Annotated in this window: 7 protein-coding genes; 2 read left to right on the top strand and 5 right to left on the bottom strand. The window is 39.6% G+C overall.

What is annotated here, in order from left to right:
• Positions 1–53: 53 nt before the first annotated feature.
• Complete coding sequence (locus ABJH64_RS01105) at positions 54–614, bottom strand: hypothetical protein (RefSeq protein ID WP_348299245.1); 561 nt, start codon at positions 612–614, stop codon at positions 54–56.
• Positions 615–1347: 733 nt separating this feature from the next.
• On the opposite strand from ABJH64_RS01105, the gene ABJH64_RS01100 reads away from it, so the two are divergent.
• Positions 1348–1596: a hypothetical protein gene (locus ABJH64_RS01100; protein WP_348299244.1), complete on the top strand. Its 249-nt coding sequence runs from the start codon at positions 1348–1350 to the stop codon at positions 1594–1596.
• A 59-nt stretch (positions 1597–1655) separates the two neighbouring features.
• Here the strand turns inward: ABJH64_RS01100 and ABJH64_RS01095 are convergent, their stop codons facing one another.
• The 4 genes from ABJH64_RS01095 to ABJH64_RS01080 form a co-directional block, all read right to left on the bottom strand.
• Entirely contained in the window at positions 1656–3128 is a 1473-nt protein-coding gene (locus ABJH64_RS01095) for a hypothetical protein (protein WP_348299243.1), read from the bottom strand.
• Positions 3129–3139: 11 nt separating this feature from the next.
• Positions 3140–5197, bottom strand: coding sequence for a Piwi domain-containing protein (locus tag ABJH64_RS01090; protein WP_348299242.1), 2058 nt, complete (start codon positions 5195–5197; stop codon positions 3140–3142).
• A gap of 103 nt (positions 5198–5300) precedes the next feature.
• Positions 5301–8594, bottom strand: a complete 3294-nt coding sequence (locus tag ABJH64_RS01085) for a DUF499 domain-containing protein (RefSeq protein ID WP_348334665.1) — start codon at positions 8592–8594, stop codon at positions 5301–5303.
• A 17-nt stretch (positions 8595–8611) separates the two neighbouring features.
• On the bottom strand, positions 8612–10981 hold the full coding sequence (locus ABJH64_RS01080) for a DUF1156 domain-containing protein (protein ID WP_348334667.1): 2370 nt from the start codon (positions 10979–10981) through the stop codon (positions 8612–8614).
• A 383-nt stretch (positions 10982–11364) separates the two neighbouring features.
• On the opposite strand from ABJH64_RS01080, the gene tnpA reads away from it, so the two are divergent.
• Positions 11365–11805 carry an IS200/IS605 family transposase gene (gene tnpA / locus ABJH64_RS01075; RefSeq protein ID WP_348299339.1) on the top strand — a complete coding sequence of 147 codons (441 nt, stop codon included), beginning with the start codon at positions 11365–11367 and terminating at the stop codon, positions 11803–11805.
• The last annotated feature ends 66 nt before the right edge of the window (positions 11806–11871 follow it).

Raw genomic sequence — 11871 nt, 5'->3', positions numbered from 1 at the left:
TTGCTTTATGTATGAGTGATTATTTATTAGAAAGACCTATGGTTATGTTTCAATTAGCTTCTGGAATTAAGAAATAGCTCAATTTCATTTCGGAAACGAGTTTGAATTTGAGCAGGAGTATTTAGAATATATTCCTTTGCTGATTGGTAATCTGCAGGAGAGAGGGAATTTAGGAAGCTAGTTATATTCCCAATATTGAATTGAGTACCGGATTTATCAGAAAAATTGGGTCCTAAATCTGTCCAAATAACTGCATCATAATTTTTTGACAAACTCCATTGGTTTAGTTCATTTGTTAGCTGATCGGAAATCCTTCTGATTGAAGATTCACCTGACAAAAAGATTATATAACCTATACTATCAATGTTTGGGCTGTTTTCTCGCTCTTGCAAATTCTTACGGGCTTGTTGAATAGTGTCAAATTGAGATGTTGCATATAAAGTCTGAACTGGGTCAAAGTCTGGTCTGATAACTAAGGTTAGTCTATTGCCATTTGAAATACGAGCAAATTCGATAGGAAAATTAGGACCATCAGTGTTCCATGATTCTTCTCTGATTTTTAAATCCCCTATATTCCAAATTAATGAACCCCATCCTAAAATCGCTATTACCATGATACTTGGTTTTATGTTTTACGAAAGGATAATATACTAAAATTCTAATTATTGTATGTATCTGAATCGTGCGGAAACGCAGGTAAAACAGCCTTGAGCCAGCGTTGGCAAAGCGGAAGGTCGGAATGGAGGGAAACGGAATGGAGACCTGTAGCTGTGCGTGCGAGCCGCCTGCGAGCGGAGCAAGGGTGGTGGCTGCAAAAGCCCGAAGAATGAGGGCGGCAGACGCCTACCGGTTACGGCAGGGCTGGCGTGTTTTTTTGCATCAGGGTCGGCAAAGGCAAGGGTAGCGACTGAACGGAACGAAACGATTGTTGGAAAGGAGTGGAGCAATAACTGCCTGCAATAGCATTGGTAGGGTTTGTATTTTTTGAATGAAGTACAAAGCCATTGGAGGAGGATTGCAGGCAGATTGCGGAATGACGGTGCGTTGGTTCGTGTAGTGAAGTGAAAGAGCTACGCTTGTGTGCGGTGCTGAAAGTGGCTGAATTGAAGGAATGAGGAACGAGTGACTGAAACGAAGCGACTGAAAGCAAATAGGTGAAAGCAAAAAACATGACAGCCCGATCAGCCCGAAGCGACCCGCAGGCGAGCAAAAACAATAAGCAGCGGCAGACACCCAATAAAAAATATTGTGAGTGGAGCGAACACCATAGAAGGGGTTTGGGGGGATGAAATAGCTGCGAGTGAGGAAGGAGAGAGTGTTTGAAGCAAAACAAGTGAACGGCAGTGAGTGAGCACCCACTGGAGCGCAAACGAACTGGTAAGTGAACGGTATATGCAAGGGCGACCGAAGGGAGTGCATTTTACCCTTGCAGATATGTTTTTGCGGAACAAAACGGAACGACTGACGAATACCGCTTTACCTGCGTTGGGGGGTGCGTTGGGAAAAGCAAGTGTGGCACGGTATGGAATGTATGTAGCACAGCGGAATGGAAGAACGGGCTACTCTTGCTGTGCGGTGCTGGAAGTGGGTGAATGAAGAGAGTGAGGCACGAACGAACGGAATGAACCTACTGGAAGCACGTGGGTGCGGGAGGTTTATATTTCAACAAATAGTTCTTGATCAATATTTCGGCCAGTAATGTGTTGATGTAGTTTCGGATAATTAATAATGTAACCTTCAAATTTGGCTGCTTTTAAAATCAAAATATAAATCAATTTATGAATGGTTAGAGAAATATGATATAGCTCCGAAAAGGCTTCATCATGATTTCTTTCATCAACGGGTAAGCTGCCATGCAAGAATCTGTTTCTGTTATCGATACACTTGAATTCATCGCTACTCAGAGTGTAAGAGTATTTTGAAAAAGGTGCCGTGAGCGAATCTCGATTTGTAGGTTGATTCCAGTTGTTGAGTTTGGAAGTTAGTATTCGTTTTTGATCCTCATTAATAGTTTCTTTGGATGCCAGGTTATCAATGAGGTTAGAAAACTGGGATTTTATAGTGTCATTCCAGACTTCATTATCTATCACATTAGGACTACTAATTCCGAACTCTTTTTTGATTGTATGACAGACAGCTTCAAATGCTACACAATAGGAAGCTGCCTTTAATTCCAAAGGTTGAAGATTGGCTTCAAGTACAATTAGAGCTGCCCTAGAAATAGAATCATTTTTGTACAGTAAGGTTGCTAGATTTGAAAATACGTCTTCTGGAAACCATACTAATTTTTGTGTCCAAGTTTTAACAAACTTATGATCAATTTCTTTTTGTTGACTTCTAAATAATGGGACATACACTGAATATGGATTTGTGGTATATATGCCATATCCTGTAATTAATGAATCACGAAGTGATGCGTACATCAATTCCAAATCAGACACAAAACGGTGATCATTAGAACAGACATAGTATGCTTCGTTCAAATGTAAATCACCCGTTATGAAGCCATAGGAATTGAAAATAGAATAAGCCAATTCCTGAAATTCACGGAAGGCCAGTTTTTGTAAAGAATCAATTGCCCAATATACCTTATCATCCTTTTTGAAGGTGTAGAAATGAAATTTGTACTTCTCGATATTCACCTTTACTAACTCCCTATTCTTAATTGCAGCATCAGAGTCATATCGATACCTAGCAATATGATCAAAGTTAAATTGAGTGTCTGAAATAGGGATCAAAACTCTATGATATTTATCTTCAAAATCAGCTAATGGGGTTGTTGATAGCTTGGAGACAGAACCAGAAACTTTAAATTCAGGAAGATCAATATTGATGTCAGTTATATTGGTTAGTAAGGTTGATCTTTCTGGAGCATAGTATACGTCTCCCGACTCTGCGGTGAGTTTATATTCTGTCAGTTTTGTTTCTATTGCTGTGTTAAAATACCGCCTTTCTTCCCATTCAAGAATAAAAGATATTTGGAATTGTTTTTGACCTTTTATAAGAGTTACATTTTTGCTGTTTAAAAAGTCAGCTCCCCCATCTACGATGAAGGATTCGGTATAAATTAGGTCGCCAATTAAAGCGAGTGTGGCTTCTAGATTCTTATAAACAATTTCTGATTTCATTTTCTATTCTTTTACAAAAACCAAAGATTGTCCTTCCCATAAGGAGGTATGTCATTACCAATGAAATGGGGAGCTATTTGCGCCACCATTTCAGGGTATTTGATTGTGACAGGTAGATTTTGTTGCCTTACAGATTTCCAGTACATCCTGCTGAACTGATATACCTGATCAATCAATTCATTTACCGTTTTGGTGTCTTTAGTAAGCTCTGGATTAGAACATTGAATCTTGAGTTTGATTGGGAAAGGAAAACCATCTGCTTTTGCTACTGGACCACTATTGTATCTTGTATTGTTGAATAGCAAATATTTGTCTCTGCCGATGCCAATGAATGTGCCACTGTCGGGCATTAGTCCGTTCCAGCTGCTGTCAAAGGCTACAATGTCTTGCGATTCTGTTTTGTTGATGGTAATGATAAATACCGGAATATCGAGTCCAAGGTCTGTTAGCTGCTGGATGATTGGCTCCATTTCATTCTCGCTCATGGTTTTGTAGAAATGAATAATGAGCCTATCAGGTGAGGCGTTGACTGTAGCATAATTTTTCACTGCATCACCGATGGAACCAGCAAGGATGTCAATTTCATCTCTTAGGAAATATTCAAATCGGTTAAAACGCCCATTATTGGTAAAACTGAAAGCACTGCCAATATATTGAACTCCTATATCCACATGCTTAAAAGCACCTACACCAACGACTAGTTCATTTTTGATAGGCGTGTTTAATCGCCACGGAATACCATCAAGCTTTGCCAACATAGCAACTGCAATATTTGGTAGGCTGTATTTCCAATTAAGACCCTGTTCTACCATTTTTTTAGGGTCTATTGCTTGAGATGTTATTCTTCTTTTAAGAAGTAGTTCTTTCAGTTGGTAGTAAATTTCTCTCTTTGGTTTATCCTTTTCAAACTTGCCGTACGGAGTGATGTATATGGCTATGTATCGAATTTCAGGATCAAAGCTTCTTTTAATCAACTCTTTTTCAATTTCAGTTATTGGGTTGTCCTTATCCTTGAAAACTATGCTGAACCCTTCTTCCGTGTGGAAATGGAGACCAACAAAACTTCTCATGCCTTCAAATGAGGCTAAACCGTTTTCGAAGTGATCTTTTATGGTGAAGGTGTGGTTTATGTCGTCTGAATGGACAATGAAAAATAGATGAATATTTGGATATGGACTTTTCTTGAATGGCTTTAGATTTTTTAGTGCATACTTTGGTGTAGTGTCCGGCTGACTATTGCCAAATAATAACTGGTTACTTTCTTCGGATGTTGTGTCTATTCTGGACGGATTTACAGCCAAAAACCCTTCATCATTCAGCTTTATGAATCTTCCAAACTGTTCTTTCTTAATGTACTTTGAGTAGAACCCTTTAATGTAGCGAAGGTATATAGGATATCGATTTTCTCTTGATGGCGCTTCTATCGGAATACCTAAAGCTGCTTCAAGCTCTTTGTTAATTACTGGAAAGCAATTTTCAGGATCGATGAACTCATTTTCCTGGCACTTTTCCCATTTATAGAAGCTTTTGTTGTGCAGGACTCTGTTGAAATACTTTGGGCTAATAGTGGTGATCAATTCTGCCGCACTTTGCTTGCAAATTTTAGACTGGCCATCATAAGACAATACAATCTCTGGATAATTGCTCACAAGGGCAATTTGTACTTTCAATGAAAATTTTTCATAGACATCAAACAGGCTTGTGCTTCCTGAACTGGATTTAAGCCAAATTTGATTTTCATTGACGAATCCAGTACGGACAATTTTGTCTGCTACCTTTCTGAAATAATAGTTTATCTGGTTATTGAAGTAACGTTTCGCAAAATCAGGGTTATCTGCTTTCAAATTTATTAGTAGTGGCTTGAAACCATCTGCTGCATAGCCAAAGGTTGTATAAAGCTTATTGGTACTGTTGCGCACAATATTTGGAAACAATTTCTCAACTTCATTCGGGAACAGCGTAAAGTAAAGTTCTTGGCACATCCCATTATCAGTATCTGAAAAATACAGTGTAACTGGCTCTTCAGGCCAGTTAAAAGTTAGGATATTGAAAAATAGGCTCTGTTCCATATGTTGCTGTTTTATTCCACTATCATCTTAGAGAGATTAAATTTGGGGTCTAAAATTCCTTGCATTCTGATTAAATTCTATTTTGCTTTGTGTTCCATCACCTTTAGTCTTCTTCTTCAAATTTTAACCCCAATTGTTTCGCAGCTTCCTTTGCTGATTTGTATTGTTGTTTGCTTTCATCAATAGGGCTACCGCTTGATGACCTGATTTTAAAATTCACTTCGATTTCAATCTTGTTTCCATTCATAGCAAATGGTGTGATGAAATAATTGAATAGCTCTGTGTAACGCTCCAAAGGCACATTTCCTGAAACGACTATTGCTTTGAATTGCTTCACTCCTGAACTCGATTCTTCTGATTTAGATCCTATGGGTTGTGGTATTGGATCATTTAGAGAATTTGTAGCTGAATTTCCGGTACCTGTGATGGGGTTATCAATTGGCGTAATCGGTTGTGGAACAGGTTTAAGACTTTTATCCACTAACCAATAGGTAACATCATTTACATCAAAAAATGGAACTACCTCTTGAAAAAAGAACCGTGTATAATTTGTGCCATCTCCTGTAGCAATGCAGTACTCACCATTAGTGCAGTATTTTTGAATGCTTCTAGCTACTGCTTCCGGCCCGGTAATCATTGGCTTATCATCAAAGCGAAGGAAGGCTTCATAGATGTCTTTGGCTTTGATGGCTTGTTCCGGTGTAGGGAGTAAATTGTTGTTCTTTAAGGTGCTCAAACCTACCGACTCTAATAGCCACTCTTCTTCCTTTAATGCTTCAATGATATTGGTATTGATCTGTGAATCAATGCTGTCTTTGAACTGACGTATTTGGAGCACATCTGTACCTTTCTTAACCGAGAACTTGGTGATAATCGAATATGCAGCTACCAGCGAAGATTCCGAGCTTTTAGAGGCATCATCCAGTCTTTTTCGAAGGTCTGTTTTTTGCTCGGGTTCTAATTGATTATTGTACTCTCCACTGATTTTTTGACAAGCCAAATACTCTCGTAAGTCTGATTGCAGCTTGCCTATTCCTAATTCGGAGCAAACCAGAAACAACATCGTATTCCTGTAAATTCGCTCACTATTACCCTTTTTGGTAGCTATTTTCTCAATTAAAGGTAAAGTCTTTCCATTTAACCCATTTGGGTTTGCCAGGTGATTTGGACTTAATATCAAGAGTGTTGGCTTTAATTGCTCTGGTATGTCTTCAGCTGGGTTTACCAGAACATTAAACCCATTGATATTCTTGCTCTTTTGCTGTAATCGGTTAATGATCTCTGCAGTAATATCCTCTGGCTTTACATCGCCTTTTGCCTGATTGATCAGGATATTGATGTTAGGCTTGGTATGAAACCAATAGCGTTTTCCAGAACTCGAAGATTGAGCATAGTACAAGTAGTAAGCATTGCTTTCCAATTCATCCAGAGCACCATTGATACTGTTGTGATTAAAGCCATGAGGCACCAAAATATTCAGTTTAAGTTCGGGTACTGAAATCCCCTTATTTGTTCCTTCACTTCCAAAGGAGTTCATAAGAATAACGGATGCTATAGATTGCGTTAAGTACCAATCCCCGTATTCTTTTTTATTGCTATCAATCTTGAATGCATTAGAAGAAGAACCAGCTGCGTCTGCCGAAATCACTGAATCATAGCCATTGCCATACAGTTTTTTCAATTGACCAGAAAGCGCATCTAAGTTGGCGAAGTTTACCATGCCGGGATGAATCATGGCATTGCCACCCGGTAGCGATTGCTGACGTTTCCATAAGTCACTTACTATGGCTGCCAATAAGCGTAATACGCCTCTTGTTCGCTGGAAATCATGATGGCTTGCCCATCTTACCCTGAATGCATCTATGAGTTCAGGATGGAAAGGGTAGGACTTTAGAATCTTTTGTTTGTATTCTGATTTGTTGGCATTTGCAGGGAGTTCTGACCAAAATTCCTGATACATGGTCATGTATTGATCAGCAATAGACTCTATCGTTTTATCATCACCAATATCCTCGAATAACCTTCTTCTGATTACCTCATATATTTCTTCATCTGCTACAGGTTGGGTATCTGCACCCACTCGGCTTACTCGTTTTTGCAAAGAGCTTAAAATGGCTTGTGCTTCAGGAGTATTGCCTACTTCCTGAACACTTGCAGGGAGAGTAATTACAGCCACGCAATTGTTTGTGCCCGACACAGCTTCTGTTAATTCTTGCATGAAGCTGATGGTTTGGTCTGCCAAGCTACTGTTCCCCGCTTTTCTCGCAGATGCTTTCACACAATAATCCGCCAGCTCATCTATTAAAATTAAGGCAGGTTTACATTGTTCCAATACTTGCTTGAAAAGTCCTGCGGGAGCAATTAGACCTTCATCGTTTTTGCGTATGATTTCATAAGCTGCTTTTCCGCCCAATTGATAGGCTAACTCTCCCCAAATGGTTTGGATATGTATGCCTTCTTCAGCTAACCTGCCATTGGCTGCATCATTGGTGGTATTGGTAAATACGGCAATGTTGGCTGAATCAAATTCCGGGGCACCAGTATAGGATAAGAGTTCTTTGGTGTAATTGGAATTAATGGCGTTTTTACCCCACTTACTGAGATGGTAAAGTGATATCAATGTATGCGTTTTTCCTCCACCAAAACCTGTCTGCAAAGAAATAACACGGTTCTCTGCATCTTCCTTTCCATTCAAGCCTTTTAGTACGGTTTTAGCTACATTTTTAAGCCCTGCGGTAAAAAAGGTTTTGGAAAAGAACACACCAGGATTGCTGTAGATTTCTCTTCCATTTCCTAATGCTACCTCAGCAAGGTTGGCCGCAAATACTGATTCATCTAATCTGCCTTGCTTGATGTCCATGTGAGGGGTAACCACTCTAAACCAAGGAATCAAAGCGCCATATTCTAGTGGTACAGCTACTTTATCCGTTGATTTGGAGACTGGCGCATCCTCTTTTGCTTCTTGTAGAATAGCCAATGCCTCTTCCAATTCATCCATTTGTATGGCTCGGGCAATGCTCTTCATATTGATGAATACTTCTGCAAATTCATCCTCAGTTATTTCTTGAAAGTGTGCCAACTTGTTGCGGACATCATAGATGGTTTCCAAACGGGTGGCGAGCTTATTGGTGTCTTTTTTGAAATCGGCACGCAATAAATCTTTGTATTTCAAGGCGAAACTCTTGAGGTAGGGGTAATCAATCAGTGACTCAGGTGCTGAGCCTGATTTTAATCCCTGATTCCAATTGTCTTGCTGCTGGGGGTATAGTGCTTCTACGAACCATGCCGGCCACTTGTCTCCTGCATCTTTGCTGAGCAAAGCCACTACATAGGGGCGAAAGGCTTCTATAAATAGCCCAAATGCTTTGAAAAGATTGTCTTGTTGTATCTGTTTCATCTGATTGTCCTGTGTTATTAAAATAATTTTGTTTGTGATGCTTTTTCTTTATCAGCGGTAGCACTCTCTCTGATTAGACTTTCTTTGTTAGCGATTAGCCCTGTAGCTTGCTTGTGGTCATCACTGCCACTTGGTAAAATTTCGCAAAGCGAAGTAAGTACCCGCCAAAATGGACTATCGGGATTGGAAGCTACCCGATGGATATATTCCAATAGATTACCCCGATTGCTTCCTTGGAACAAATGCATGGTGCGGTGTACCTGATCGATCAAGTGGCTGCCAACTTTATCCCCCAGATTCTTGCTCGCAGCTAAGCGTTCTTTATAGCCTCCCAAAGCCTGTTTGTTGCCGTTTTTGATAAGGATGTGGTCGGTAAATAACTCTTGAACATTAATACTCAAACCTACCCGGCTAAATTTGGCGGCATCATCAAAATCACTTTCTATAAAACCGTAAAGCTGCAACCAAGCAATATAGAACTTGGTAAAGTCATCTCCCGCAAAGCCTTTGAGCAAGGCGTTGAATGCACTTTCTCTGGCCATTTCCAGCAACTCAGCCACCGTCACTTCACTACCATCGGCTTTCTCCACTTTCTCGTATTTACCAAACTCACTTACAGCCTGACCAAAACATGCCGTTAATAAATCTGCTCCTCTAAAGCCTAGTCGATAAAGTTCTTCTACTTCTTTGGCAACTGTTTTTTCAATGGCTTTTCTGACCTCCTTATAAACGCCATAGCCTGTTCTTTGGGATGGAATACAGGCGACTGTAACAGATGATTGTAAAGCGGCACCCGCATTCGCAATCATTCTCGTATCTCTTTCTGAGTCTATAGCCCATGAACCAGTTATATTCATGCGTGCACCCAGAATGGAGTTACATAAAGTTGACCAAGCCTCAGTACTTTGGTGTGCAAACATTATACTTACTATGTCTGATGTTTGGTGCTCAATGGCATCAAAAATTTGTAAAAGTTTATTTTCAAAATGTTCTTTTGCTTTCACTCTATCTCCTCTGTGATGGTGTTTAAGCATTGTGCATTCATCCGTTTTAGGAGTTTGAGGGGTTGAAAAATTTAATGGATAAAGGTGGCTTATACTTCTTTTCATCCACGTGTAGAAAAAGTCAGATAAATCTGCATAAGCAATGGCATCATAATAAGGTGGATCAGTGATTACCGCAGTTAAGGTCTTTTTACCGAATTGTGCTTTCTCTCCACTAGCCGCATGCCGACAATTCGCTACGAATGGCACTTTATTTTCAGACTCGATGTACATTTTTATCCATTCAAGTTGGTTCATAGGACCACTCGTAGAAGGACTGAAAATACTTACTTCTGGATAGTCAAATACCATTGCAATAGCTTGCCTACCGAATATACTAGTAAGCTGTTCGTTTTGTGGAATCCATCTTCCGAAGGAAGTTAAATAGGAAGCTGTGCGGTCTATCCAAATACCTAAATAACTAATGATTGCATTTTTATAATCCCCATCAAAATTCATTTCATTTTCAACTTTATGCAATGACTTGATTAAAGTATGAATGCCAAATAATTGCCTTCGTGAGAAAAGTTGACCCCATTTGGTAATGCCCCAACTAAATGTATCTCCTCCTGCAGAATTACGTTGCATCTTCTCGGTAGGAATTTCTATGTCATCAGGCAGAAGGTTTAAGGATGAAATTTCATTCAAATTTGGGAGTCTGTATTCTTTACCGCTTTTGCCTTCGGTTACAACAGCAAGAAGCCTTTCTTTTAGTAAACCATTTTTTGTTTGGTCTTTTATTTTTTTCACATCAGTCAAGTTATTACAACATGGGCATTTCAAATTCCCTCTGTTGTTCCATCCCTCAGTCACACATTTTCCATGAGCTATTTCAAATTCAATCTTATTTCCCTCGATAATCGGCTTTAAGTAAATACTCTTACCTTTTTTATTTGCTAAATAAAACTGTTTTAGAAGCGGTACATCTGCTTTACAAGAGGGATTAGAACAAACAGCCGACTTTGCCCAATAGTAAACTAAAGGCTTATTCCCCTTTTCATCAGAAGGATATAGGTGGCCAATTTCTTTTTCGGTTTCTGCCAATAGCTTTTTAGCATAAAACTCCACATCAAAACTCAAACGGTTGGGTATGCGCGCTCCTGTAGCATTTCCCGCATTGTAGGTTTTCCATTCGTTCGGTATGGTCTTTAGTGTTTCTTCACCATAAAGCTTTACAAACTCGGCATTAGAGTAGGTAACGGGTTTGCCGTACTTTTGCGGAAACTCAAGGCTTCCTTTTTGGACGATATGCGCTACTGGGTTTATGTCGTTCCCGTAGGTTTTACAGCCCAATCGAGCCGCTTCTAATGGGATTGCTCCACCACCGGCAAAGGGGTCAAACACCTTTGGCATTTTATCCTGAAAGGCATCTATTGCATTTTGTAGTTGGTCAGTTAGCTGTTTGCTCTTTTCAGTTTCAATATGTCGGTCAGGCAGGCTGTAAAGGGCTGCTTCAGCATCTATGATGGCCTTGTAAGCTGTGTCAAAGTCTTTCAGTAATTCTTTTGCAGTTTTTCCTGAAGATGCATTGTGTGAAACCCAAATAAGTTTTCTTGCCTTATTTATTATTTTTTCATTGTGTCTACTTTCCCACTTAATTAGGCTATTCTCATCAATTAATTTACCCGCAGGTGTTTTTTTTCCGAGCCTTCCATCTTTAATTCACCTTAGAAATCCACCTGCTTTGCAGGTGGTCATGTCCTATTAGCTATGCTTATATTTGGGTTATGACCAAATACAGGAAGTCAAGTCATGTAGTTTTCAAATGTGATTATCATATTGTTTGGGTACCCAAATATAGGTTTCGGATTTTGAAGGGAGCGATTAAGGAGATAGTAGAGAAAGATATAAGAATGCTTTGCGAATGGAAGGGCTGCCTTGTTGAGGAGCTGAATGTTCAAGATGATCATGTTCATTTGCTAGTTTCGGTACCACCAAAGATTTCTATTTCGCAATTGATGGGGACATTGAAAGGAAAGATAGCGATCAAGCTTTTCAAAAGTTATCCCAACCTGAAGAAGAAGCCATATTGGGGCAATCGATTTTGGGCAAGGGGTTATTTTGTAAACACAGTGGGACTTGATGAAGATATGATCAAGCGATATGTTAAGTATCAAGAGAAAGAAGAACGAAAGGTAGAAGAACAGCAACAAGGCTTTGACTTCTAGTTCGGTGCCAAAAGCCCCTTACAGGGGCAATTCAAAGCCACCTTCTAAGAAGGTGTGTTTTTTACT

Source organism: Algoriphagus sp., from assembly GCF_039969895.1.
Classification (GTDB): Bacteria; Bacteroidota; Bacteroidia; order Cytophagales; family Cyclobacteriaceae; genus Algoriphagus.
The sequence above is the reverse complement of the archived record's forward strand: the minus strand, read 5'-3'. Positions and strand labels throughout refer to the sequence as shown.

Excerpts from the sequence above, each read along its gene's own strand:
- ABJH64_RS01105 (WP_348299245.1), bottom strand. The coding sequence starts at position 614 with ATGGTAATAGCGATTTTAGGATGGGGTTCATTAATTTGGAATATAGGG.
- ABJH64_RS01095 (WP_348299243.1), bottom strand. The coding sequence starts at position 3,128 with ATGAAATCAGAAATTGTTTATAAGAATCTAGAAGCCACACTCGCTTTA.
- ABJH64_RS01090 (WP_348299242.1), bottom strand. The coding sequence starts at position 5,197 with ATGGAACAGAGCCTATTTTTCAATATCCTAACTTTTAACTGGCCTGAA.
- ABJH64_RS01085 (WP_348334665.1), bottom strand. The coding sequence starts at position 8,594 with ATGAAACAGATACAACAAGACAATCTTTTCAAAGCATTTGGGCTATTT.
- tnpA (WP_348299339.1), top strand. The coding sequence starts at position 11,365 with ATGACCAAATACAGGAAGTCAAGTCATGTAGTTTTCAAATGTGATTAT.